The organism is Pseudomonas sp. 3MA1 (assembly GCF_029237275.1).
Taxonomy (GTDB): domain Bacteria; phylum Pseudomonadota; class Gammaproteobacteria; order Pseudomonadales; family Pseudomonadaceae; genus Aquipseudomonas; species Aquipseudomonas fluorescens_AP.
The window spans coordinates 721,050-745,347 of record NZ_JAACFX010000003.1; the positions used below are offsets into that span (position 1 = coordinate 721,050).

Annotated in this window: 19 protein-coding genes; 9 read left to right on the plus strand and 10 right to left on the minus strand. The window is 63.6% G+C overall.

Going from position 1 to position 24,298, the window contains the following annotated elements; translation table 11 throughout:
* Nucleotides 1–177: 177 nt before the first annotated feature.
* Nucleotides 178–984: a helix-turn-helix transcriptional regulator gene (locus GWQ44_RS12295; protein ID WP_016964535.1), complete on the minus strand. Its 807-nt coding sequence runs from the start codon at nt 982–984 to the stop codon at nt 178–180.
* A gap of 546 nt (nt 985–1,530) precedes the next feature.
* On the opposite strand from GWQ44_RS12295, the gene GWQ44_RS12300 reads away from it, so the two are divergent.
* From GWQ44_RS12300 to GWQ44_RS12320, 5 genes are all read left to right on the plus strand, one after another.
* Nucleotides 1,531–1,848: a YXWGXW repeat-containing protein gene (locus GWQ44_RS12300; RefSeq protein WP_103742485.1), complete on the plus strand. Its 318-nt coding sequence runs from the start codon at nt 1,531–1,533 to the stop codon at nt 1,846–1,848.
* A gap of 24 nt (nt 1,849–1,872) precedes the next feature.
* Nucleotides 1,873–2,478: an RNA polymerase sigma factor gene (locus tag GWQ44_RS12305; protein ID WP_268795039.1), complete on the plus strand. Its 606-nt coding sequence runs from the start codon at nt 1,873–1,875 to the stop codon at nt 2,476–2,478.
* Nucleotides 2,475–2,912, plus strand: a complete 438-nt coding sequence (locus GWQ44_RS12310; RefSeq protein ID WP_275927434.1) for a hypothetical protein — start codon at nt 2,475–2,477, stop codon at nt 2,910–2,912. Before GWQ44_RS12305 ends, GWQ44_RS12310 begins: the two co-directional genes overlap by 4 nt.
* A complete protein-coding gene (locus GWQ44_RS12315; RefSeq protein WP_016964531.1) occupies nt 2,909–3,388 on the plus strand; it encodes a periplasmic heavy metal sensor in 480 nt (159 codons plus the stop codon). Before GWQ44_RS12310 ends, GWQ44_RS12315 begins: the two co-directional genes overlap by 4 nt.
* A 94-nt stretch (nt 3,389–3,482) precedes the next feature.
* Complete coding sequence (locus GWQ44_RS12320) at nt 3,483–3,698, plus strand: YXWGXW repeat-containing protein (RefSeq protein ID WP_016964530.1); 216 nt, start codon at nt 3,483–3,485, stop codon at nt 3,696–3,698.
* Between the two features lie 6 nt (nt 3,699–3,704).
* Here GWQ44_RS12320 and GWQ44_RS12325 read toward each other — a convergent pair whose 3' ends face one another.
* Nucleotides 3,705–4,580: a LysR substrate-binding domain-containing protein gene (locus tag GWQ44_RS12325; protein WP_103742482.1), complete on the minus strand. Its 876-nt coding sequence runs from the start codon at nt 4,578–4,580 to the stop codon at nt 3,705–3,707.
* Nucleotides 4,581–4,806: 226 nt separating this feature from the next.
* Between GWQ44_RS12325 and ampC the strand changes: the two genes are divergently transcribed.
* Complete coding sequence (gene ampC, locus GWQ44_RS12330; protein WP_275927435.1) at nt 4,807–5,979, plus strand: class C beta-lactamase; 1,173 nt, start codon at nt 4,807–4,809, stop codon at nt 5,977–5,979.
* Nucleotides 5,980–6,275: 296 nt separating this feature from the next.
* Complete coding sequence (pcsA, locus tag GWQ44_RS12335; protein WP_275927436.1) at nt 6,276–6,998, plus strand: phosphatidylcholine synthase; 723 nt, start codon at nt 6,276–6,278, stop codon at nt 6,996–6,998.
* 26 nt (nt 6,999–7,024) lie between these two features.
* Here pcsA and GWQ44_RS12340 read toward each other — a convergent pair whose 3' ends face one another.
* On the minus strand, nt 7,025–9,457 hold the full coding sequence (locus GWQ44_RS12340; RefSeq protein ID WP_103742479.1) for a PAS domain-containing protein: 2,433 nt from the start codon (nt 9,455–9,457) through the stop codon (nt 7,025–7,027).
* Nucleotides 9,458–9,617: 160 nt separating this feature from the next.
* On the opposite strand from GWQ44_RS12340, the gene GWQ44_RS12345 reads away from it, so the two are divergent.
* Complete coding sequence (locus GWQ44_RS12345) at nt 9,618–10,280, plus strand: LysE family translocator (protein ID WP_275927437.1); 663 nt, start codon at nt 9,618–9,620, stop codon at nt 10,278–10,280.
* A 26-nt stretch (nt 10,281–10,306) separates the two neighbouring features.
* On the opposite strand, the gene GWQ44_RS12350 is transcribed toward GWQ44_RS12345, so the two are convergent.
* A complete protein-coding gene (locus tag GWQ44_RS12350) occupies nt 10,307–11,089 on the minus strand; it encodes a sulfite exporter TauE/SafE family protein (RefSeq protein WP_016964526.1) in 783 nt (260 codons plus the stop codon).
* Nucleotides 11,090–11,411: 322 nt separating this feature from the next.
* Here GWQ44_RS12350 and GWQ44_RS12355 point away from each other — a divergent pair, with 322 nt between their 5' ends.
* Complete coding sequence (locus tag GWQ44_RS12355) at nt 11,412–14,054, plus strand: hypothetical protein (RefSeq protein WP_275927438.1); 2,643 nt, start codon at nt 11,412–11,414, stop codon at nt 14,052–14,054.
* 39 nt (nt 14,055–14,093) lie between these two features.
* On the opposite strand, the gene GWQ44_RS12360 is transcribed toward GWQ44_RS12355, so the two are convergent.
* The 6 genes from GWQ44_RS12360 to GWQ44_RS12385 all read right to left on the minus strand — a co-directional run bounded on the left by GWQ44_RS12360 (nt 14,094) and on the right by GWQ44_RS12385 (nt 24,200).
* Entirely contained in the window at nt 14,094–14,624 is a 531-nt protein-coding gene (locus GWQ44_RS12360) for a DUF3087 domain-containing protein (RefSeq protein WP_275927439.1), read from the minus strand.
* A gap of 452 nt (nt 14,625–15,076) precedes the next feature.
* Nucleotides 15,077–15,580, minus strand: coding sequence for a hypothetical protein (locus tag GWQ44_RS12365; protein WP_275927440.1), 504 nt, complete (start codon nt 15,578–15,580; stop codon nt 15,077–15,079).
* A 74-nt stretch (nt 15,581–15,654) separates the two neighbouring features.
* Complete coding sequence (locus tag GWQ44_RS12370; RefSeq protein ID WP_275927441.1) at nt 15,655–18,189, minus strand: N-acetylmuramidase domain-containing protein; 2,535 nt, start codon at nt 18,187–18,189, stop codon at nt 15,655–15,657.
* Between the two features lie 38 nt (nt 18,190–18,227).
* Nucleotides 18,228–20,267: a type VI secretion system tip protein TssI/VgrG gene (gene tssI / locus GWQ44_RS12375; RefSeq protein ID WP_275927442.1), complete on the minus strand. Its 2,040-nt coding sequence runs from the start codon at nt 20,265–20,267 to the stop codon at nt 18,228–18,230.
* A 209-nt stretch (nt 20,268–20,476) separates the two neighbouring features.
* A complete protein-coding gene (locus GWQ44_RS12380) occupies nt 20,477–21,961 on the minus strand; it encodes a PepSY domain-containing protein (RefSeq protein ID WP_275927443.1) in 1,485 nt (494 codons plus the stop codon).
* 70 nt (nt 21,962–22,031) lie between these two features.
* Nucleotides 22,032–24,200, minus strand: coding sequence for a TonB-dependent receptor (locus tag GWQ44_RS12385; protein ID WP_275927444.1), 2,169 nt, complete (start codon nt 24,198–24,200; stop codon nt 22,032–22,034).
* Nucleotides 24,201–24,298 lie beyond the last annotated feature (98 nt).

Consider the following 24,298-nt stretch of genomic DNA (forward strand, 5'->3'; position numbering starts at 1 on the left):
CCCGAGAAACATTGTCCGCATCAGCCGAGATCGACAAGTTATTGACCAATCCAGCCAGATATTGCCACTGCCACAGGCGGCACTCTGACCTGGCGGCCACCGCGATCGTGAGTTTGACGAGGCATCGCCAGGCAAGGCCCTGCGGGCCTTTTCGCAGCCTCGCGGGCTCGGCAGCGGCTACAGGGCCTGGTTTTCCAGGGCTTGGCGACGTTCGGCAAAAAACCGCCCCGGCGGCTGGCCCACGGCTTTCTTGAACATGCGGATAAAGGCGCTGGCGCTGTCATAGCCCAGGGTCAGGGCCACACGCTCCACCGAGTCGCCCCGGCCCAATTGCTCAAGCCCCAGGAGGATGTGCAACTGACGCTGCCAGCGACCGAAGCTCAGGCCGGTCTCGGCCACGATCAAGCGGCTCAGGCTGCGTTCGCTGAGGCCGATCTGCTCGCCCCATTGCCCAAGGCTCAGGCGCCGTTGCGGCTGTTCAAGGATCTGCTGGGCCAGACGCCGCAGTTGTGCGTGCCGGGGCATGGGCAGGTGGATCTGCTCACGGGGCGCGACCGCCAGCTCATCCAGGGTCACCGCGACCAGGCGCCCGGCGGCGCCGTCCTGGTCATACAGGAACGGCAGTTGCGCACAACGCTTGAGCAACTCCTGCAACAGCGGTGACATCACCAGGGTGCAGCAGGCCTGAGGCAGCGAACGGGCGTGCTCGGGCTCGACCAACAGGCAATAGCCCTGGGCGTTCTCCAGCCCCTGGACCCGATGCTCGATCGCGCTGGGAATCCATACCGCGCACTGCGGCGGCGCCAGCCACAGGCCTTCGGCGCTCTCGCAACTGAGCACGCCGCCCGCGGGAAACAGCAGCTGGGCCTTGCGATGGCTGTGCCATGGCCGTTCCCAGCGCTGTTCTTGGGTCGAGATGCGCAGGGCACATACCGGACGTGCAATCGCGTCCGGGTCCTGGTCCTGCTGTTTCAAGACGGGCATCCACCTTCCTCCCCACGCCCGGGGCAAGCCCGCCATCGGCGCGACGCCGGTGCCTGCCCGGCAAGGTCGAGGATTGTGCCGGGCCCATGGGGCTTAGCCAAGCACCCCGGGCCACGCCGGCGCGCGGCCCCGCGCCCTAGCGGTAGTAGCCATAGCGGTAGCAGCAGCCGTGATAGTGCCCGGGGTAAACCACGCAGCCCCCCAAAGACAGCATCGTGGCCATGACAATCAGCAGTGCAATACGACGGGACATGATGAATTCCTCAAGGGTTCAGTGATACGACCGCTCTGCGACGCTGGCCAACCTCGCCGGCGCTGCACAGGGTTACCGATTGAACGGCGCGCCCGGGCAACTTCCGTCGCCGCCACCGCCGAAATTTTTTCATCCGCCGCGCCCCGCGCCGTGTCGCAACCCTGGACGCTGGCTGAACCGCGGTTGAACCGGGCCCGGATAAAAATTCATTTCCCCGCGACGGATTCTTCGGCCATCTATCGTTGAACCCATCAGCTGCGTTCAACAGCGAACGCAGGCCTGAAGGAGTCATCATGAAGCTTGCCCGTTGTCTGCCACGTCTTCGTACCCTGCTGCTGATCCCCCTGGCCTTCACGGCCCTGGTCGGCAGCCCGGTCTTCGCCCAGACCGTGATCATTCAACAAGCTCCGCCGCCCATGCGCTACGAAGCGGCGCCCATGGCCCGGCCCGGTTATGCCTGGGATCGCGGCCACTGGCGCTGGCATGGACGCGGCTATGTCTGGGTGCCGGGCCACTGGCAGCCGGTGATGCGCCGTGGCCAGTGGGTGCCCGGGCACTGGCAGGCGCGCGGGCCGAACTGGTACTGGATCGAAGGCCATTGGCTGCGTTGAACACGCGCTCTTTTGGATCGCCCCATCACCGCAGCGAGAACCGCCGATTTGAACGAAACCGACCCGGATCTGGAGTTGCTGGCCCGCATCGGCAACAACGACGCCCAGGCCGTGCAAGAAATGGTCACCCGCAAGCTGCCGCGCCTGCTGGCCCTGGCCAGCCGCTTGCTGGGTGACGCCGACGAAGCCCGGGACATCGCCCAGGAGAGTTTTCTGCGGATCTGGAAACAGGCCGCGCACTGGCGCAGCGAGCAGGCGCGCTTCGACACCTGGCTGCACCGGGTCGCCCTGAACCTGTGCTATGACCGCCTGCGCCGGCGCAAGGACCACCTGCAAGCCGACAGCGAGGAGGCCATCGAGGCGCCGGACAGCGGCCCCACGCCGGAACAGCAGCTGGAAGCCCAAAGCCAGCAGCGACGCATGGCCCAGGCCCTGGACCGGCTGCCGGAGCGCCAGCGCGAGGCGATCGTCCTGCAGTACTACCAGGAGCTGTCCAACACCGAGGCCGCCGCGCTGATGAACATCAGCGTCGAGGCCCTGGAAAGCCTGCTGTCGCGGGCCCGACGCACCCTGCGCAGCCACCTCGCCGAGGCCCCCGGCGCGGACCTCTCAGGAAGGAGAAAACCATGACCCCCGAACGCTTTGCGTACCTGGCCGACGCCTATGGCGCAGACCTGCAACGCTGGCCCAGCGCCGAGCGCGCCCAGGCCCAGGCCCTGCTCGACACCGGCCATGCCACGGCCCGGCAAGCGCTGCAACAGGCGCGCTGGCTCGACACCCGGCTGGACAGTTACCGGGTGCCCGAACCAAGCCCGGCACTGGTGCGGCAGATCATGGCCACGGCAGCGCTGCACCCGCCGGCACCGACGCTCTGGCAGCGCTATGCCGGCTGGCTGACCTCCCTGGGCTGGATCGGGGTCGGCCTCAGCGGCGCCGCCGCCGGCATGCTGGCGGTGACCCTGAGCCTGCCGCTGCCGCCCTCCGCCGAGGCCTTGCCCAGTGTGCTGGACCAGAGCGACGCGGAATTCGTCCTGAGCATCAATGCCGAGGAGGCCGAACAGTGAACCTGTCCCCCCGCCCACTGAAAACCTTGCTGCTGCTGTCGCTGCTGCTCAACGTGTTCCTGATCGGCGGCGTCGCCGGCGGCCTCTACCAATGGTTCGGCCAGCCCAAATCGAGCCAGGTCCTGGCGATGCCGCAACAGGGCCTGCGCCAAGCCATGGCGCAGATGCCGGAAGAACGCCGGCGCCAGTTGCGCCAACTGTTGCGCCAGACCCGCATCGACAGCCAGCCGCTGATCATTGCCGGGCGCGAGGCCCGCCAGGGGGTGGTTCGCGAGCTGGGGGCCGAAACACTGGACCGCCGTGCCCTGGACGCCGAGCTGGGCAAATCCCGCGAGGCCGACATCGCCCTGCGGGCCCGGGTGGATGAAGCCCTGGCCAATTTTGCCGGCGGCCTGTCGCTCAGGGAGCGCCAGCAACTGGTGGAATCCATGTACCTGCGAAACCCGGGGAAAAACCGCGCGGCCAATCGCGATTGAAAGACTCGGCGACGGATTCAGCCCCGGGCCGCGTTCAATAACCAAGCGCCCGCGATTGCCGCGGGTTCACTGTCACTTCTCAAGGAAACCCAGCATGCGCCGTGTTATCCAAAGCGTCCTGATTGCCACCTTGCTTGGCAGCACCCTGGCCGGCTGCGTAGTGGAGCCGGTCCATCCACGTCGGCCGCCACCACCGCCCATGGTTGAAGTGATACCGATAGCGCCGGCGCCGAACTACCACTGGGTCGCCGGGCATTACCGCTGGCACGCCGGCCAGTGGGTCTGGACGCCGGGGCATTGGCGCTATTGATGGGGCCTAGGCCGCCAGCGCCTCCAGCAGCCAGGCCTTGAAGGCGTCCATGGCGGGGGTTTGCGCCCGCGACTGCAAGCGCGTCAGCCAATAGCTGCCGGTGACGATGCCGATGTCAAACGGCTGCACCACCGCGCCACTGGCCAGTTGCCGCGCGAACATCAAGGGCGGCGCCAGGGCCACGCCCAGGCCCTGCAGGGCGGCTTCGAGCATGCCCAGGGACGAGTCGAAGACAATGCTCTGGGGCAGCAGGCTGTTGCTGCCCAGTCCCGCCGTCTGGAACCACTGTGGCCACTCGTCGGTGCGGTAGGAACGCAACAGAGTCTGGCCCAAGAGATCCGCCGGGCTGTGCAACTGACGGGCGATCTCCGGCACGCACAGCACCGACAGCGGCGCCTGCAACAGCTCCAGGGCTTCGATGCCGTGCCAGGCTCCCGTGCCAAAACGGATGGCGTAGTCCAGGCCCTCGGCGGCCACGTCGACCCGGTTGTTGTTGGTGCTCAGGCGCAAGTCGATAAACGGATAGCGGGCCTGGAAGTCCCCCAGGCGCGGCAGCAACCAGCCGACCGCGAAAGTGCCTACGGCGCCCACTGTCAGCACCTCGCGGTAGTGCCCGCCGTCGAAACGCCCGAGGGTCTGGGCGATGCGGTCAAAGCACTCGCGCAGCACCGGCAACAGCGTCTCGCCTTCGCTGGTGAGCATCAGCCCCCGGGGCAGACGCTTGAACAGGGTGACCTTGAGCTGGGCCTCCAGGCTCTTGACCTGATGGCTGACCGCCGCCTGGGTCACGCACAGCTCGATGGCCGCGCGGGTGAAGCTCAAATGACGGGCCGAGGCTTCGAAGGCGCGCAGCGCATTCAAGGGCAGATGAGGACGGAGCATGACTATTCCCTAGTTTTTCTAATGGCTGCTGCGAAATATCATCGTTTGTCGATCCCCCACAGACTGCCTACATTGGCCTCGCTCGCCAGCCGCCGACCCGGCGCCCCCCGCCAGGAACGCCTGGCGAGCCATGTGCCCCTTGAATTCGCGCAACGAAGATCAAGGCCGGAAGGCCGCTTGGAACCCTGCGGTCAAAATAAGCAATACATATGGAAAATCCCCCATCATGCGGCAAATAACCTTAACCGGACGGGGCCTGTTCGGCGCCTGTGCCTTGCTTCTTGGTGCCACCCAGGCACTGGCCGACACCTCCCCGGACAGCGCCCTGAAAGCCACGGTGGACGCCACCATCCGTCCGTTGATGCAGCAGCAGGGCATCCCCGGCATGGCAGTGGCGATCATCGCCAACGGCAAGCGACATTACTTTAACTACGGCGTCGCCTCCAAGGACAATCAGCGCCCGGTGGACCACGACACCCTGTTCGAGGTCGGTTCGGTGAGCAAGACCTTCACCGCGACCCTGGCGGCCTACGCCCAGGCCAGCGGCAAGCTGGCCCTCGAGGATAAGGCCAGCCAGTACCTGCCGGCCCTGCGTGGCAGCGCCTTCGACGGTATCAGCCTGTTGCAGCTGGGCACTTATACCGCCGGCGGCCTGCCGCTGCAGTTTCCCGATGACGTGCAGGGCGAGGACAAGACCCTGGACTACTACAACACCTGGAAACCGACCTTCAGCCCCGGCATCCAGCGCCAGTATTCCAACCCCAGCCTCGGGTTGTTCGGCTACCTGGCGGCCCGCAGCCTCGGCCAGCCGTTCGATCAGTTGATGGAGCAGATGCTGTTTCCCAAGCTGGGCCTCAAGCACAGCTACATCCGCGTCCCGCAAGCCCAGCAAGCTCAGTACGCCCAGGGCTATGACAAGCAGGACAAGCCGACTCGGGTCGGCCCCGGGCCCATGGACAGCGAGGCCTACGGGGTCAAGACCAGCGCCGCGGACCTGCTGCAGTTCATTGCCGACAACCTGCAACCGCAGCCGTTGGACGACACGCTGCAAAAAGCCATCGCCAGCACCCAGAGCGGCTATTACCGGGTCGGCGACATGACCCAGGGCCTGGGCTGGGAGCGCTACGCCTACCCGGTGCCCCTGGCGCGGCTGATGGCCGGCAACTCACCGGCCATGGCTCTGGAGCCGCACCCCGTGCAATGGCTGACCCCGGCCGATGCGCCCAAAGCTGACGCCCTGTACAACAAGACCGGTTCCACCAGCGGTTTCGGCGCCTATGTGCTGTTTGTCCCCGGCAAGCAGATCGGCATCGTCCTGCTGGCCAACAAGAACTACCCCAACGAAGAGCGGGTCAAGGCCGCCCATGGGATTCTCAGCGCGCTTGAGACGGTCCGGTAAGCGCTCCGGCTGCGCGCCAGGCCTGCGCCGGAAAAACCAAACGCCACGTGTCGGCTGCGCGCACGTGGCGTTTTTCTTGTCGCTTCGGCCATCGCGCCTAAACTCTGAAAATCCCCTCGACCGCTGGCCCCGGCCAGGCCGGGCATGCGGCGGCCAAGGGTTGCGACAAGGGCCTGCTTGCAGGATCGCGCTGAACCTTCTGCCAGGCTTTTCGGTCGATTACTGCAACCTGGATCCGCGCCGCCCTTGAGCGACGCGGGCACTACAGGCCCCCTCAGCCGCCGGAGACACGCCCTGTGATATCGACCCTGCAGATCGCCAGAATCAAAGCCTGGGGCGCCCATGGCTTTACCGCCACCGGTGTGGTCAGTGCCCTGCTCGCCACCCTGGCGCTGTTCGACAACCAGCCCAAGGCCTGCCTGCTATGGCTGGGGGTGGCGCTGCTGGTGGACGGCGTCGACGGCTCCCTGGCGCGCAAGGTCAACACCCGCTCGGTGCTGCCCAACATCGACGGCTCGGTGCTGGACCTGGTGATCGACTACCTGACCTACGTGTTCATTCCGGCGCTGTTCATCTACCGCTACATTCCCCTGCCGGAGTACAGCGCGCTGCTGGCCACCTCGCTGATCCTGCTGTCGTCGCTGCTGTGCTTCTGCAACGTCAACATGAAGAGCCACGATAACTACTTCCAGGGTTTTCCCGCGGCCTGGAACGTGGTTGCCCTGTGCTTCTACCTGATCGAGCCCGGCCCCTGGCTGAGCTTGCTGAGCATCGTCGTCCTGGCCCTGCTGACGGCGACCCGGGTGCAGTTCCTGCATCCGTTCCGGGTGCGCAAGTGGATGGGGCTGAACATCATCGTGACCTTCGTCTGGCTGCTCAGTGGCGCGCTGCTGATCCTCAGCCACCCATTGCACAGCCCGTCGATCATGGGCCTGTGGCTGGCGGCTTCAGCCTATTTTCTGGGGATCTGCCTGTGGCGTTCGGCCCAGGAATGGGTGAGGAACAGCGGCAAGCCTTGAGCGGCCAGCGCCAAGCTTGCTGCCGCCTAGCACCTGCAGCTATCGATGGCTTGGGCCAGTTCGGCGATCGAGTAGGGTTTCTGCAGAAACACGAACTCCCGGGTGCGGCCTTCGGCCAGGGCCGGGCTGTAGCCGCTGGTGAGGATCACCGGTAACCCGGGGTAGTCGCTGCGGATCCGCCCGGCCAGTTCGATACCGCTCATGCCGGGCATCACCACATCGGAAAACACTGCCTGGAACCGGCCCTGCTCCTGACTCAGGCGACGCAGCGCCTCGGCGGCGCTGGTGGCCCACTCGACCTGATACCCCAGTTCGTTGAGGGACTGGGCCAGCAGCCGTCCCACCTGCGGATTGTCCTCCACCACCAGCAGGGTGGCGCCCTGCCCGTCCGCCGGCAGCGCCACCGGGCCGGCCGGCAGCGGCGTGCCGGCCAAGGCTTCGGTGCGCGGCAGGTACAGGGTAAAGCGCGTGCCCTGCCCGGGCCGGCTATGGACCTCCAGGCCGCCGCCGGACTGCTTGGCGAAACCGAACACCTGGGACAGCCCCAGGCCGGTGCCCTTGCCCACCTCCTTGGTGGTGAAGAACGGCTCGAAGATCCGCTCGATCTGCTGCGGGTCGATGCCGGCCCCGGTATCGGTCAGCGACACCGCGACAAAATCCCCGACCTGGGCGCCCTGCCCGGCGGTGGCGGGAATCTGCGTCACCCGCTCCACGGCAATCACCAGCAAGCCTTCGCCCTGCATCGCGTCCCGGGCATTGACCGCCATGTTGATCAGCGCGGTGTCGAACTGACCGACATCGGCATGGGTGTGGCAGGGCTGTTCCGGCAGTTCCAGACGCAGCTCGATGCAAGCGCCGATCAACGGATTGATCATCTGCGCCACCAATTGCACGCTGGCGCCGACGTCGAAGGTTTCCGGACGCAGGTTCTGCTGGCGGGCATAGGCCAGCAGCTGGCCGGTAAGTTTGCTGGCGCGGTCGACGGTGTCGGAAATGGCCTCGATATACAGCTGTCGGCGTTCCTCGCTGAGGTTGCGGCGCAACAGGTCGGTGGACGAACGGATCACCGTCAGCAGGTTGTTGAAGTCGTGGGCCACGCCGCCGGTGAGCTGCCCCACCGCCTCCATCTTCTGCGCCTGACGCAGGATGTCCTCGGTCTTGCGCAGGGCCTGCGCCGCCTCGCGCTCGGCCTGCATGTCACGGCCCACGGCATGGATATGCTGCGGGTCGGGCACGGCGCTCCAGGACACCCAGCGATAGCTGCCGTCCTGGTGCAGAAAGCGGTTTTCCACCCGGGAATAGCTCTGCCCCCGGGCCAGTTCGGCACTGGCGCTGGCGGCCGCGGCGCGGTCCTGGGGATGGATGAAATCGTAGAAGCTGCGGCCCTCCAGCTCGTCGCGCGGCCAGCCGAGCAACGCGGTCCAGGCCGGATTGACCGCGACGATGCGGCCGTCGAAGTCCGCCACCAGCATCAGGTCGGTGGACAGCTGCCAGATCCGGTCCCGCTCCTGGGTGCGCGCCTGGACCCGCTGCTCCAGGGATTCATTCAGGCGGCGCAGCTCTTCCTCGGCCGCGCGGGTGGCGCTGATGTCCCGCGAGATGCAGAGGATCTTCTCCGGCCGGCCGCTGGCATCGAGCATGGGCGTGACCTGCACATCCCACCATCGGGCGGTGCCGGCCAGGGTATTGGCCGCGCCCTGGAACCGCGCCGACTCGCCGGCCTGGGCCGCGGCAATCGCCGCCCGGGCTTCGAGGTTGCCCTGGCCCTGCCAGAAATCCGGCCAGGGGCAGCCGACAATCGCATTGAAGTCGCTGACTTCCATGACCCGCAGCCCGCCCTCGCTCATGAACGACAAACGGCCATCGAGGTCCAGCACCTTGATGCAGTCATTGCTGCTGGCCAGCACCCGGGTGTTGAGCTCGCGGGTTTCCCGCAGATGGGCCTCGGTGCGCCGGGCATGCTGACCCAGAAGAACCCTTTCGGTGGTTTCCACGGTATGACAGAGCACCCCCAGCACCTGCTCCTGGCGCTCGTCGAACACCGGGCTCATGGAGAACGACCACCAGGTCAATTCCTCGCCGGGGTAGCGCTGCATGTTCACCGGCAGGTCTTCGTGCCGGCACGAATGCCCGAGGAAGGCCTGCTCCACCATCGGCTGCACATCCGGCCAGGCATCGGCCCAGAGCGTCTCGATGGTTTGTCCCAGGGCGTTGTCCAGGCGCGGCCCAAGCACCGGGCGATAGGCGTCGTTGAAGAAGAACTGCTTCTGCGGGCCCCACAGCAGGTACAGGCTCTCGGGGGACTCAAGCACCAGGCTCAAGGTGCTGTGCAACAGGCTCGGCCAATGCTCCCGCGGGCCCACGGCGGTGTGCGACCAGTCGTACTGGCGGATCGCGGCACCGGTCTGGCCACCGCGCAAGGTCTGGGGAGCGGCACCACGGGGAGGAGAACGAGTCATGAACACATCACACAAGAGGAAAGGGGCGGCACTGCATGCCTGAGGCCGGCTCAGGATAACTGACCCTGGGAATCCGCAGAAGTTGGCAAACCGCGAAGCCGATTCAAACCCGGACGCCAGGGCGCCGGCGGATGCCTTTAAACCCGCACCGCGCTGGTGCATGCTGCGTCGACTGTGCCACCCGCCCGACGAGAACACCGCGATGAACACCACCACCCTGCTGCTCTACACCTCAAGCTGCTTTATCGGCGCGCTGATCCCCGGCCCGACTTCGCTGTTGGCCATGGCCAACGGCACCTCGCGCAATCGCCAGCTGGTGGCGGTGGGCATGGCCGGCGCGGCGCTCTCGGATGTGCTGATCATCGCCGCCGTGGGCCTCGGCCTGGGGGCGATGCTGATGGCTTCGCAGCCATTGTTCATGGTCTTGAAATGGGTCGGCGTCTGTTACCTGGCCTGGCTCGGCATCCAGCTCTGGCGCAGCGCACCCCAGGCCCTCGACGCCCAGCAGGTGCGGGCCGGTTCGCGGCGTGGCGAGGTGTTCCGGCGCAGCTTCTCGGTGGCCGTGACCAACCCCAAGGTGCTGCTGTTTTTCACGGCTTTTCTGCCGCAGTTCGTCGATCCCGCCCAGCCGGTCTTCATCCAGTACGCCACCCTGGCGCTGGTCACCGCGCTGGTGGAAGTGCTGGTGATGGGGCTGTATGCCGCCGGCGGGGTGCAGGCGGCGAAATTCCTCACCGCCAGCGGCATGCGCCGGCTCAATCAATGCTGCGGCGCGACCATGCTGTCGCTGGCGGCATTTTTGGCACTCTACCGCCGCAACTGACAGGTGCTTTTTGCTTGCCGCTGCTTTTAAAAGGCCAGCTTGTAGCCGATGGAGAACAGCATGACCGCCAGGCATGGGCGCAGGATCTCGTCGGAAATCCGCCCGGTCATGTGGCTGCCGATCCAGATCCCCGGCAGCGAGCCCATCAGCAGGAAGCCCAGCAGGTGCCAGTCCATGTTGCCCATGCTGGCGTGGCCCAGGCCGGCCACCAGGGTCAGCGGCACGGCGTGGGCGATCTCGGTGCCCACCAGGCGCTTGGTGGCCAGGAACGGATAGAGAATGAACAGCGCCACGGTGCCCAGGGCGCCGGCGCCGATGGAGGTCAGGGCGACCATGGTGCCGAGGATAAGCCCGGTGACCACGGTCAGGCCGTTGAGGCCGCCGGGGCTGGGCTGGTAATCCTTGCCGTGGCGCTGGGCGAAGGCCATGAGCTTTTTCTTGAACACGATGGCCAGGGCCGTGAGCAGCAGGACAAAGCCCAGCCCCTGCTTGATCACCGCGTTCAAGGCGTGGGGATCGGAGTCCAGGTTGTTCAAAAACCACAGGGTGGCCAGCACCGCCGGCACGCTGCCCAGGGTCAGCCAGCCGGTGATGCGCCAGTCGATATTGCGGTTCTTCTGATGCACCAGCACCCCACCGGATTTGGTGATGGCGGCGTACAGCAGGTCAGTGCCCACCGCCGTGGCCGGGTTGATGCCGAACCAGAGCAGGATCGGGGTCATCAGCGAGCCGCCTCCGACCCCGGTCATGCCGACGATAAATCCCACTACCAGGCCTGCGATTACAAAACCGAAATTACCCACATCCATCGATAAAAAACCCTACAGATCACGCGGCCAGGTGAAAAACTGGCGGCAGCATAGCGGCTAATGCTTATGTCCATTTATATAAATAAAATCTAACGTTATAACCAAGGGCGTTTTCCCCATGCATTCGGCGCATCAATCACCCTGAGCACTTGCGACCCGCACAAGCCCAATGCCCCTGGCGCCGCGAAGCCGAGCCCTCTGCTGTCGCGCCCGCCCCCAGGCACCCGGAGCTTGCACAGCGGCCCCCGGCATCCGCTATCCTGCCGGGCGCTTGCCGGTGCGCGGCGCGGACCGCAGCCCCTCCGTCCCCCAAGGAAGGTCCATGACACCCGACCAGAACCCGTACCAGATCGAGCACCAACGCATCCGCTTTCGACGCCTGAGCCTGGGCCAGGAAGTGCCCGGGCACACCCCGGCCGCCCGTGGCAACTGGGGCCTGGCCCTGTCCGGCGGCGGCATCCGCAGCGCAACCTTCTGCCTGGGCGTCCTGCAAGCCATGGCCCGGGCCCCGGCGCCCAGCGCGAGTACCCGACCAGCGCCACCGGCCACCGGCGTCGATGCCGATGCCGATGCCGATGCCGATGCCGATGCCGAGCACAGCCTGCTGTCGCGCATCGACTACCTGTCCACGGTCAGTGGCGGCGGCTACATCGGCGGTTTCTTCTCCAGCCTGTTCCTCCCCGGGCGCCTGCGCCAGCCGACCTCCCAGGACCCAGTGGCCCAGGCCGCCCGCGATGCCTACCAGGCCCTGCGCTTCGAACCGCCGGGGCGTATCAGCACCGGCGTCGACTACGCCCAGCAGCCCGTGGGCCAGGGCCCCACGGCCTGGTTGCGGGAGAACGGTCGCTACCTGACCCCCACCGGCTCCGGCGACATGCTCTACGCCCTGGCCATGACCTGGCGCAACTGGCTGTCGCTGCAGGCCATGATCGGCCTGCCGATCCTGCTGGTACTCAGTCTGCTGACCCTGTTCCAGGAGCTCAGTCACGCCAGCCTGCTGCTCTGGCCGCTGATGGCCGGGGTGCTGTTCGCCCTGCCCTGCGCCGTGGCGTACTGGCTGATCATTCCCCAGGGCGACCTGGACCGGCCGCCGAGCCTGGGCAACGCGGCGTACCGGAGCATGCTCGGCGTGGTCGGCGGCCTGTGGCTCGGTGGCGCCCTGGCCTACGGGCTGGCCCAGTGGCACGCGGTGGGTGCCCTGACCCTGGCCGGCGCCCTGGTGGGCAGCGGTGCCTTGCTGATCACCCGGCAACTGGTGAAGCGCCTGGCCGACAACCGCGACCCGGCCAAGGACAACGCCTGCGCCAACAGCGTGCGCAACTATCGGGTGCAGATCACCCGGGCCCTGGGTCGGGCCATGGCCGCTGTGGCCGTGCTGGGGTTCCTCGCCCTGCTGGTGACCGCGGCCCAGGCGCTGTATCGCTACCTGCATGACCTGCGAGCCTTGGGCAGCCTGCTGGCGCTGATCGCGGTGGTCTGGCTGGTGCGGCGCCTGGCCTTGCTCAAGGATGAAAAGAGCCTGCCGGGCTGGATGCACAGGCTACCGCTGGACCTGCTCGCGCTGCTGGCCGGTGGCCTGCTGCTGAGCCTGCTGTGTCTGTGCTGGGCCTTGCTGGTGCAATGGATCGCCTACGACGGCGCCGTGATTGCCGGCGAGCACGCGGTGGCCTGGCGACTCGCGGCGCTGAGCCTGCTGGCGGCCTTGCTGACCCACCTCAGCGGGCGCTTCATCGGTTTTCTCAACACCTCGTCGCTGCAGGCCTTCTACTCGGCACGCCTGACCCGCGCCTACCTCGGCGCCTCCAATGGCCGGCGCTTCAACGGCCCGGCGCAACAGCGCCGCACCTACATGAGCGTGGCCGAGCCGATGTCCAGCGACGACCTGTCGCTGCAGCAGTACTACGCCAGCCCCAGCGCCGGCCCGGTGCACCTGATCAACGTCACCATGAACCTCACCGTCGACCCGGCCGAACAGCTGGTGCAGCGCGACCGCAAGGGCAAGCCGCTGTGCATCGCGCCGAACTGGGCCCCCGACAGCCCGGCGCCAACCAGCCAGTGCCCGGCAGAGCGCTACCTCCTCGACGGCCAGGCCTATCGCCGCGACCTCGAGCATGGCCCGGCCTCGGAAATCATGCGTCCACTGACCCTGGGCCAGTGGATCGGCGTCTCCGGCGCCGCCTTCAGCACCGGCCTGGGCCGCGCCACCAGCCTCGGCATGTCGCTGGTGCTGGGGCTGGCCAACGTGCGCCTGGGCCTGTGGTGGCCCAGCCACTTCCTCGACCCCGGGCAACAGCACTGGGCGCCCCGCGACCTCAAGCCGTGGATCCGCTACAGCACCCAGGCCTACCTGTTCTATGAACTGACCGCGCGCTTTCACGGCTACCGCCGTGACTACCAGTACCTGTCGGACGGCGGACACTTCGAGAACACCGGCACCTACGAACTGCTGCGCCAGGGGCGCAAGGTAGAGTTGATCATCACCTGCGACGCCGGCTGCGACCCCGACTACCAGTTCGACGACCTGGCCAACCTGGTGCGCCTGGCGCGCATCGATCAGGCCCTGGAGATCCGCGAAGACCCCGGCGTGCTGAGCCATCCGCAGTTGAAGACGGTATTTGCCAGCCTGGAAGAGTTTCGCCAGCCGCCGAGCGCCGACAACCAGAAATGCGCCCTGCTGCTGAATGTCCATGCCCACTCCCCGGACCGCGAGGATGACCTGTGCCAGACGCCCCATTGCCGGATTCTGGTGCTCAAGCCGCGGCTGATTGCCGGACTGACGCCGGACGTACTCAACTACGCCCGGACCAACCCGAGCTTTCCCAACCAGAGCACCGTGGACCAGTTTTTCGACGAGGCACAGTTCGAGAGTTACCGGCAACTGGGTCTGAGCATCGGCCAGCAACTGTTCGGCACCCAGTGCCAGCCCAGCGCGATGGCCCAGGCCTTGTGGCGCTACCTGCAATAGGCCGCGCCGCCCGGGCTTGCAGCAACGCCCGGGCGCCCCTCACGCGCCCTTGTGCCGCTTCACCGCCTCCAGCCATGACGCCTCTAGGCGCTCCTGCTGCGGATCGATACCCTGCTCGGCCAGCAGCGCCAGATGCCGCTCCACCTCGCCCAGCATCTGCCCGTGGGCGCTGGAGTTGGCGTCCAACTGATGCATCTGCAGCAGCCCCAGGTGATAGAAACGCAGCAGCTTGAGCGCCGCCGGATCGCCCGCCGCCACCCCGGCGGTGACCTGATGCATGACATTGGTCACCCGCATCAGACTGCGCTTGAGACGCCAGCCATAGACCGCCGCGGCCATCCACGGCTTGCTCCAGAACACACTGCGCAGCAGCGCCGCGCTGATCAGCAGACCGGTGAACACCCCCGCCGCGTTCCACACCAGATTGTCGCCCCCCGGCTGACCGAACAGCGCCACCGCGGCGCTGGAAAACAGCATGGCCAGGGCGATGAACACCAGCGCGATAATCAAAGTGCTGCGACGGGTTTGCCGCCGGTAAGTCTCAGGGTCCTGCGGGGTGATGACGAACATGGGCGCGACGGGCTCCGTTGGCAGTGGGTCAATTTTCAGGCGGGCATTATCACCGCTGGGAGCGATGCCGGTGGGTTAAATTGCCGCTGGAGAAGCAAAAGCATGATCCGGATCATGGCTAAGAGAAAGGACAGAACCTGTTCAAGGCGTATACAAACATGTGTTGCTATAAGAACTTAGAAAAAATCAAGATCAACTACTAAATCCATGACTTCATCTTTATCGCAGGTCGCGCATGGAGCAAACCCTTTTAAAGCATTTACATACACTCTCTAACAGAATAAAAGCCTTGGCCGTGAGGTCGACCCCCACCTCCTACCATCCCCCGGCCAATGAGTTGGCAGCACCGTTATCCATGCCAGCCGTCTTTGCTGCTATTTTATTTTGGCAACTCGCCATAATAGAGTTTCCATGCATTTTTATTCTGGATTTTTAAAATCGATTATAAAAAATCACCTTCCACACCCTAATGCATCATCTTTATCACAGATCACATAGGGCGCAACCTCTTTAAGATTGTCTATATATATTTTTCTACATGACATCTGTACTTCTTTCATCTCGGGAGCTCTTGACACAACAACCCCAGCACTTTTTTTGCCTCCCCCAAACGCCTCGCCATCATAGTTGCTATAAATTTCGTACTTGTAATTTTCCACAGCTAAACTCAACTTCGCATAAGAAACCTGATAACGAAAATAGTGATTAAATGTGAACCCCTCAAAACCAAACCCATTGCTAGGAAAAATCATTTCCTTATTGTTTTTTTTGCCGAAGCGGTATTGAATTCCCGACAGGTCACCATCAACATATTCAGGGCATAGCGCTAGATTTTTTCCTCCTCGCATCTCGCATTGAAAAATGGCCACTTCGCTTTCGCACATTTCCTCTTGAGCGCCCCATGAACAGAAACTCCAAAGCACTAAAAACACATAAGTACTGATTCGGATCAACATCTCAAACACCCTTAAGCAAATTATAGTTATTCGTCATTCTGACATCATATCCATCTTGAGCAGGGCCATTGTATCTAAGTGCAAAACCCAACCAGTCTTTTTTGCACAATTGCAGAAGACAATACCGAATCAGTCTTAACGAAATTCACAAATGCTTTCAGATGGTTTTTCTCTGAACGACTAAGGTCCCGCACAAACTCCTCAACCGATAAATACCCAGCACTAGAAAAATTCTTACCCATAATCTGGAAACGCCCCCATGATGCTGATTTCAGAGCTGCGTTTGCACTCAATCGATATGCCCTGATCAATTTCCCATATTGCGCCGAGTACGTACCATAACCGCCCCTACTACTAGACGATATATCAGGATTCGATGAGTCGAACTGACCGTTAGTCAACTGATGAAAATAATGCATTTCAAAAAGTATGGCTGTAACCTCATCGTCCCCGGCCTTTGTGAAATAGCTACCTGATGACGCTGTTTCTGTAATGGCGACAGCCTTTACTGCTTCAACTTCACACCCAAGCGCATCCGCTGCTGCAATATAATCATCCTCTTCAATTATCGAGCCGTCATACAACTCTAAAAACTCAAGCTCTACTTTCGCGCCTCCAATAAATATTTCAGGGTGCTGCTTCAAGCTACGTGCGTTAGAAAAAAGACCTACTGGATGGATATACCAACATCTACCACTCTCACAGCCTAGTTCTCCCCCCATTAACGCCGACCACCAACTCAAACTCTGAATCCGTTTCTTCTCTTCAGCCCAACCTTTATTGGGCTCTGCCTTACTATGCTCCATTAGTTTATCCAAGGAGTCCCAGCTTTCCTTTTTGTAGTGCCACTCGCTCTGATACGTCGCAAGCATCTGCGAAATCGGTTGGGAGAACCAAGGCTTACCCAGCACCTCCCTTATTTCATCAGGCAGTAGCTTTTTATCACCATTCTTATCAAGAATTTTGTACAGGGACTGTGTGACGGGGCCTGTTCCAGCCTTTACAACTTCAGGCTGATAAGTCGCAAGCTCTTCTTCCGTAAGTTCTTTTTGTGCCTCAAGAAAGGCAGCGTAATGCGCAACATGGCTGACTGTTTCTTCAATGAAAGTGAAACCTTCCCACTCAAAAGACGAATGTCGCGATAGCGCGATATCCGGTTCGGCAAACCAGCCACTGATGGCGTTGCCCGATACATCAGCAAGCACTCCTTCCAGGTGCCACCAATAGGTGTAAGTGGTCAGGCCGCCGATGACCACGGCAGACTTGATCTTTTTCTCTGGGGGTAATGATTCCAACACCTGCAACGGGATAATCAGGTCATAACCAATCTGGTGACCTGGGTCGGATGCCTTGGGTGGGGTTGTTGCACTCATACCCGCCACATGGCTGATCAGCTTTGCACCCTTTGCGACCTTGACCAGGGTTCTGTCCTTTGCAGGCAAGTTGGCCGCTGTGGCTCGACTCTGTTGGATAAACGTCTTGACGTCTTCACAGCTAAACACTTCCAGATGCAGCAGATTCTTCGGCGCGGAGTCCGATTGATTCTGATACTTGCCCACATGCCCAAGAAGTTCGCCCGCCTTGACTTTATAAGCCGTTTTCAAAGGGACAACCTTGTCCATATCCTCCGGTGTGCTCATTGCGTCCAGAAGATCAAGTGAGACATACCCTGGCAACACTCCCTCAACGTCTGGAACAAGAACTGGCATGGACTCACCACTGACAATTTCGAGCAACTTGCGGTATTTGCCAGAGTTTTTTTCGTCGCTGATTCTGATTTGCGTGCCTACCGGCAGAAAGCCTATTGGCCTTCCCTGGGCAAAAGCATCACGCACGATTGCGCCATTTTCCTGCTCCTGTGGAAGATCCCGGGCCTTGTCCCCCACAAAGTATTGATCCGCAGAAATGCGCTGCATTTCCTCCTTGAATACCCAGCCAGTCTGCTCTGCCAGTTCGGCTACCGCCGGTATGACGTCGACCACTTCCAGCCATCTCTGAGTATCGGGTGCGGGTTTGGTGAACACCGTGGTTCCGCGAGGCAATACGGTCAATATCGGCGTATTACCACCAGAGTCGCTGCTACGAACCCTAAGCCCGAGCAGTTTGTCGGATGCTGCCGCTTTGACCTTGTAGGTGGCGTTCCAGAAGCCGGGGCGCTTGAGTGCCGGAGTGGTTTGATAGCCCTGCCAATCCAGCAAATGCATGTACAGACTGAAGAAAATCAGGCTAGGACCCGCCGTGGCAGGTGACCCGGGAGGTGCAGGGAGTTCAAGGCGGTGCCTGACCAACACAAAGCCCGTGGAAAATGGCGCGCTCTTCGAACCGTACTCGGATACCGGATAAGTCTTGTCAATTCGATACGCCACCACCTCGCCGTCAGCGATGCAGCGCACTTCAGTCTTGTCTGAAACCAGTCCGCTGGCGTCATCGAAATGCACACCACCATGCCAAAGGCCATTGGCACCTATGGGATAGAAACCATCTTCGGCCTTGGCCAAGGCCTGGTAATACTGCTGTGGATCTATCGACCGAGTCGTTCCCACTTTCAGTGGAAATACCCAGTTCTCGACTTTATCGATTGTCTTTTGGTTGCCCGATGTCTCTGTCATGACTTCGTCCTTGCCCCCCCTGTATCAGGGAGCCTTCATCAGCCGGAGAAATTGATCAGCCGTTGTCGCTGAGGCTTGATCGGCTCTTGTAATGGATTCACCAAGGCCTTCTCCATCAAGCTCCCCGCCTTATCCTTATCCGCCACGCCGGGTAGCACCGGCGGCTGGATTCCAATGCCCGAGCCAGCCCCCGCCGCACCTCCCGCATTCACCTTGAGTAACGCTCCACTCACGCTGACACCGCTGGCGTCGAGCTTGATAAAGCTGCCCCCGGCTTGCACCGTCAGTTCACTGGCCGCTTCGATCACCATTTTCTGGCCCGCTTGCAGATGAATCTCACGCCCGGCCTGGAGCAGTTGTGCGGTGCCCAGCTTGATGTGCTGGTTTTGCGCCACGTTCAGGTGGTCGTCGGCGCGGATTTCGGTTTTGCGTTCGCCGTGGACGGTGCGGTGTTCCTCGGCCTTGAGTTCGCTGTAGCTGTTGGCTTCGACGCTGTCGTGACGCTCGTGGCCAACGCGAATCTTCTGGTCGTGCTGGATGTTTTCATCCCAATCGCGCTGGGCGTGGACGAAGATCTGTTCGGCGCCTTGCTTGTCTTCGATGCGCACTTCGTTGAAGCCGGCGCCACCCGGCGAACTCAGGGTCTTGAACAGGCTGCGGGTCTTGTTGGCCGGCAGTTCGTAGGGGACGGGGTGTTCCTGGTGGTAGAGGCAACCGCTGATCAGCGGCTGGTCGGGGTCGCCTTCGAGAAAGTCCACCAGCACTTCCATGCCGATGCGCGGGATGGCGAGGGCGCCGTAGCGGTCGCCGGCCCAGCTGGAGGCGACCCGCAACCAGCAGCTGGTCCGGTCGTCGCCCTGGCCTTCGCGGTCCCAGTGGAACTGCACCTTGACCCGGCCGTACTGATCGGTGTGGATTTCCTCTCCTGCCGGGCCGGTGACCACTGCGGTCTGGCTGCCCAGGACCCGGGGTTTCGGATGGTCCAGCGCGGGGCGGAAGAACACATCCCAGGGGGTGGCGAGGAAGCGGTTGCGGTAGCCCTGCTGGAAGCCATCGCTCGACTCGGTGTCGCTGGTGATCGATTCCTCCAGCACCTGGGGCTGTTTGCCTTCATGGCTGACCTGGGTCAGCAGCCAGAGGTCGTTCCACGCCTGGCGCGGGTGATCGGACAGTTCCAGCAAATGTCCGCTGACCAGTCGCGGTTGATCGCCCCAGCCCTCGGCTTGCCGGTAGTCGGCGCGATGGCGTTCCAGGGCCCGCTGGCTGAGCAACTTGCCCCGTTCGCGATCGGTGAAGCGCCCGGGGTAGTCGTAGTCCTCCAGGTCCGGTTGCTGGGGCTGGGCGTCGGGCTTGTAGGCGGCCTCCATTTGCAGGCGTGGTTTTTCGAAGTCGTAGTCGCGTCGGGTGACGCGGCTGGTGCGGGATTCCAGGCGCACGTTGAAGCCCTTGATCACCGGCTCATCGGCCACCAGCCCGCTGCCGCGCACATAGGCGGTGGGGCGGCCGAGCTTGCGGAACACGCTCTGGTTGTCGCTGAACACCAGTAAATGCGCCTCGCGGCTGTGCTGGAAGTGGTAGTGCAGGCCTTCTTCTTCACACAAGCGCTGGATGAAGTGCAGGTCGCTCTCGTCGTACTGCACGCAGTAGTTGCGCGCGGGGCACGGCTGCTGGATCTGGAACTGGTAGGCATTGCCGAGGATGCCGTGCTCTTCGAGGATCAGGGCGATGATCTGCGGCGCCGAGAGCTGCTGGAAAATCCGCTGGTTGCTGCGGTGGCGCAGGTAATCCAGCTGCGGCTGCAGTGACAGGCTGTAGCGGCTCAGGCGTTTGCCGGCATCACCCTGGGCGATGCGCTGGATCAGTCCATGGATGCCGTGGCCCTGGGGATCGAAGGCGAGAAAGGCTGGTTGGTGCAGCAGGGGTTCGAGGTCGATGAAGGGGCGCTCGCTGACCAGTTGCAGGTCGAAGCGAAACGGCTGGCTGATGGCTTCGCTGCCCTGGAAGGCGAGCACCTGGAAGTCGTGCTGGATGCCTTGGATGTCCAGGCTGAAGTGGGTCTGGTCGGCCGGGCTGAACATGGGTCGCTCCTTGACGTGTTGCGGCTAAGTCCATTAGCCCAAGCGCTCCCAGGCGACGGAAATATCGTCGACTGTGGAGCAATTGCGCAAAAACGGACCTGCAACTTAACAAGCAGCGACGCAGGAGGGGCATGGGAGCGATCTGAAATTGGGAGCTATCTGAGATGCTGCCCAGGCACAGGCCCCCGCCAGGGTCTGGGCCCGTGCACCTATCCCCTGCCCCGCTTCAACGAACGTCCCAGGCGCCGCCAGCCCAGCACCACCCCAGTGCCACTGATCAGCAAACCACCGACGCTGAACACAATCATCCAAACATCCCACAGTGGCCGGTTGGCCAGCAGGGGCAGCCAGTCCCAGCTGTGCAACAGGGCAAACAACCAGCGCGAGGCGCGGCGCGGCTGGTCCAGTTGACTGACCACCGCGCCAGTGTGCAGGTCAAGATGCAGCCAGGTCTGGGCCGGGTCGTCGAAGCGCACCCGCAGCACCGGCAGGCGCTGCTGCTGGTGGCCCATCATGCTGTGGGGCTCGCGGGCGTAGTAATAGAAGTCGTAGGCCGTCAGTTGCTGGACGATCATCGGCCGCTCGGGGCGGATGGCCCAGGCCGCCTGTTGTAAGGTGCCCGGGCTGAACTGATGCAGGACCTGTTGGTCGGCCATGGACAGAATCCGTGTGCGCCCGGCGCCGTCGTAGCCGATGACGTAGCCCTTGCCGCCGATCATCCGCCACTCCAGCTCCCGGGCCCTCAGGCCGTCGTCGGCAAAGCGCTGCAGGGCCTGGCTCGCGCTCAGGGGAAAGGCCGCCGGGTGCAGCGGTGCGCCCTGATAGGCAGCCAGCGACAAGGGCTGGGCGCTGCTGAAGATCTGCCACGGGTTCATCGACATCAGGCCGCTGAAAATCCAGGTGATGGCCAGTACCCCGAACAACAGGCCGCCCAGGTGATGCCAGCGGGCAAAGCCCTGGTACGGCGAGTGCGAGCCGTTGCGATAGGTGCGCGTGAAGCGCCAGCGCAGCACGCCCACGGCCAGGCCGAGCACGGTCATCAGGGTCGCGGCCAGGGACAGGTAAGTGACGATCGGCCCCCAGGCGCCATCGATGCCGATGCCGCGCAGCGGGTACAGCCAGTGCAGCCAGGCCCCGATCCAGTTCCAGCCGCGCTCGGTGGCGGTGGCGTCGCGCACCACCTCGCCGGTGCTGCCCGAGACATACAACAGGCGGCGCTCGGCATCGGCGGTGGCCACCCGGTGCAGGGGCCGGTCGGCGTCCAGGGCCCGGGACTGGCTCCACATGTCGCCCTGTACCGCGCCGCGATCGCGCACCGCCACCCCCGGCGCGAATTGCCGGGCCGCCGCCAGGGCCTCGACCCGGTCAGTGGGCAACGCCTGCAGGCCGCTGTCGGCCTCGATCGCCACCTTGCGCGGCCCCGGGTATTCGAGGATGTAACGCGGCGCACCGGCCACCGTGGTCAGGCGGATGCTCGACGGCGCCTGCTCGGGATCGGCGGCGTGCAGCACCTGCTCCAGGTCGACCCCCTCCCGCTCCAGGACCAGCACCGGCAAATGCGCCAGACGCTCGGCGGGGGTCAGTTTGGGGTAGCCGACATACAGCATCACCACCCCGGAGATAAACCACAGGGCCATGAACAGGCAGGCGACAATGCCCAGCCAACGGTGCCAGAGGTACAGATAACGCTTCATCGCAGGCCTCTCACAAAAACAGCCATCTCACAGAGGCGCGGGGCGCTGTCAGGCGCCCCGCTGGCTCAGGTTAAAAGCGCGTTTGCAGCGCCAGCTCGAAGGTCCGTGGCGCCCCCAGGTACAGCTGGGTTGGCCCCGTGGTGCGGGCGTAGACCTGATCGGTGAGGTTGCGCAGCCGGCCGGTGATCCGCGTATCGGCATTCAACTGGTAGCCGACAAAGGCGCCAAAGATCGTGTAGGCCGGCGCATAGCGGGTGTTGGCCGCGTTGGCGTACATCGACGACACGTAGCGTGCATCGCCGCCCACCTGCCAGGACGGGGCAAGGTCATAGCTCAGCCACAGGTTGGCCACCTTGTCCGGGGTGTTGGTGGGGCTGTTGCCCTTGCGCGACACCGGGCGCCCGCCGACGTTTTCATAGAACTCGTCGTACTGGGCATCGACATAGGCCAGGTTGCCTTCGGCCAAGAGCTTGGGCGTGACCCGCAACGAACCGGCCAGCTCCACACCGCGGGACGATTGCTGGCCCACCGGCTGGCTGCTGCCGGGGTTGCTCGGGTCGGCGGTGGACAGGTTCTTGCGCTCGATGCGGTAGGCCGCCAGGGTCGCCGAGCCACGGCCATCGAGGAAATCGAACTTGCTGCCGATCTCCCACTGGTTGCCAGTGCTCAGGTCAAAGTCACGCACCTGCCCGTAGCTGGCGGTGGTCAGGATGCCCGACGGCGGATCGGCGGCGGTGCTGTATTGCACGTAGACGTTGGCCGCCGGAGTCAGCTCATAGACCAGCCCGAGACGCCCGGTGGTGGGCCGGTATTTGCGCTGGAAGAACGCCGGGTTGGCTTCGGTGACGGCGCGGTAGTTGGTCACTTGCAGGTCGATCTGGTCATGGCGCAAGCCACTGAGCAGGGACAGGCGATCGGTCAGTTGCAGGCGGTTTTCCAGGAACAGGGCCCAGGTGTCCACCTGGTTGCGGCGGTTCTTCTCGAAGCCGCGCTGCATGCCCGGCAAGTCCCAGAAACTGCCCGGATCGAAGTCGCCCGGCGCAACGCCAGGCAGCGTGCCCGACACCGAGCGCGGGTAGTTGCTCATCACGTTGTGGCTGTAGTCGAGGCCCGCCGACCACTGGCTGTCGAGGCCGAACAGCGAGTTCTGGTGCAGCAGTTCGAAACGGTTGCCGTTGAGTTCCTGGGCGTGGCGCTGAAGCAGGATGCCGGAACGCAGCACCTGGCTGTTGTCACTGTTGTAGGCGTAGTTTTCCAGGTTGCGGTATTCGCGATCGGCGTTGTAGTGGTACAGGGTGTTGCGCAGCGAAGTGCGCTCATCGAGCTGATAATCGATGATCGAGCGCAACCACTGCACCCGCTGTTCATAGCGACCGTCGCTGACGTTGTAGTTCTCGAAACGCCGGCGCTTGTCCACTTCCATCTTGCCCCCCAGGGGGTTCAGCGCTGGCGTGCCCCAGTAAGGGCTGTCGACGCTTTCGTTCTGGTACTCGTAGGCCAGGGTGTGGGACAGCTGGTCGTTGAAATCCGTCAGCAGGGAAAACGCCGTGGTCCAGGCATCGCGCTGCTCGCGGTCGACATAACCGTTGCTGCTGGTGTGGCTGACATCGAAGCGCGCGTAGTGCCGCGGCCCGGCGCCGTCGTTCAGCGCATGGTTGAAACCGAAGGAAGTTTCACGGCTGTCGAAGGAGCCATAGCTGACTCGCCCTTCATTGAACGACTCGGTGCGCGAAGGCAGCTTGGTGATGTAGTTGATCGAGCCGCCCACCGCGCCGGTGCCATAGAGAAAGCTCGACGGCCCGCCCACCGCCTCGACCCGGTCGTAGATCCAGCTGTCCACGGGACGGGCGGCGATGGAGTCGTATTGCACACTGATGCCGTTGAACAGCTGGGTGATCTGCGGCCCGGAAAACCCGCGATAGGAGACGAACCCCGGAATGCCCGGCGATGCCGCCGCGTTCATCCCCGGCACGCTGGCCAGGATGTCCTGGGTGTTGGCGGCGCCGCGCTGCTCGATCTGCTGGCGGTTGACCACATTCACCGACGCCGGGGTTTCCCGCGGGGTCAGGCCCAGGCGTGAACCGGTGCTGGTCTGGGTATCCAGTTGCAGGCCGGGTTGCGGCAGCTCGTCGGCGCTGATGCGCGTCTGCGGCAATTGCAGCGGGGCATCGGCCAGGGCATTGAACGACAGCGCACAGCACAGCGCCGCGCAGCTGGAGGAGCGATAAGGGAACGTCATGGACTCGGACTCGAAAAAATCATCGAACAGCCCCCGGCCGCCGTCGCCATGGCGACCGCAGGAAAGTACCGGGGGATGAAAATGACGCGGCGGCCAGG

Coding starts and splice junctions, on each gene's coding strand:
- GWQ44_RS12295 (WP_016964535.1), bottom strand. CDS start 984: ATGCCCGTCTTGAAACAGCAGGACCAGGACCCGGACGCGATTGCACGT.
- GWQ44_RS12300 (WP_103742485.1), top strand. CDS start 1,531: ATGAAGCTTGCCCGTTGTCTGCCACGTCTTCGTACCCTGCTGCTGATC.
- GWQ44_RS12310 (WP_275927434.1), top strand. CDS start 2,475: ATGACCCCCGAACGCTTTGCGTACCTGGCCGACGCCTATGGCGCAGAC.
- GWQ44_RS12320 (WP_016964530.1), top strand. CDS start 3,483: ATGCGCCGTGTTATCCAAAGCGTCCTGATTGCCACCTTGCTTGGCAGC.
- GWQ44_RS12325 (WP_103742482.1), bottom strand. CDS start 4,580: ATGCTCCGTCCTCATCTGCCCTTGAATGCGCTGCGCGCCTTCGAAGCC.
- ampC (WP_275927435.1), top strand. CDS start 4,807: ATGCGGCAAATAACCTTAACCGGACGGGGCCTGTTCGGCGCCTGTGCC.
- GWQ44_RS12340 (WP_103742479.1), bottom strand. CDS start 9,457: ATGACTCGTTCTCCTCCCCGTGGTGCCGCTCCCCAGACCTTGCGCGGT.
- GWQ44_RS12345 (WP_275927437.1), top strand. CDS start 9,618: ATGCTGCGTCGACTGTGCCACCCGCCCGACGAGAACACCGCGATGAAC.
- GWQ44_RS12350 (WP_016964526.1), bottom strand. CDS start 11,089: ATGGATGTGGGTAATTTCGGTTTTGTAATCGCAGGCCTGGTAGTGGGA.
- GWQ44_RS12355 (WP_275927438.1), top strand. CDS start 11,412: ATGACACCCGACCAGAACCCGTACCAGATCGAGCACCAACGCATCCGC.
- GWQ44_RS12360 (WP_275927439.1), bottom strand. CDS start 14,624: ATGTTCGTCATCACCCCGCAGGACCCTGAGACTTACCGGCGGCAAACC.
- GWQ44_RS12365 (WP_275927440.1), bottom strand. CDS start 15,580: ATGTTGATCCGAATCAGTACTTATGTGTTTTTAGTGCTTTGGAGTTTC.
- GWQ44_RS12370 (WP_275927441.1), bottom strand. CDS start 18,189: ATGACAGAGACATCGGGCAACCAAAAGACAATCGATAAAGTCGAGAAC.
- tssI (WP_275927442.1), bottom strand. CDS start 20,267: ATGTTCAGCCCGGCCGACCAGACCCACTTCAGCCTGGACATCCAAGGC.
- GWQ44_RS12380 (WP_275927443.1), bottom strand. CDS start 21,961: ATGAAGCGTTATCTGTACCTCTGGCACCGTTGGCTGGGCATTGTCGCC.
- GWQ44_RS12385 (WP_275927444.1), bottom strand. CDS start 24,200: ATGACGTTCCCTTATCGCTCCTCCAGCTGCGCGGCGCTGTGCTGTGCG.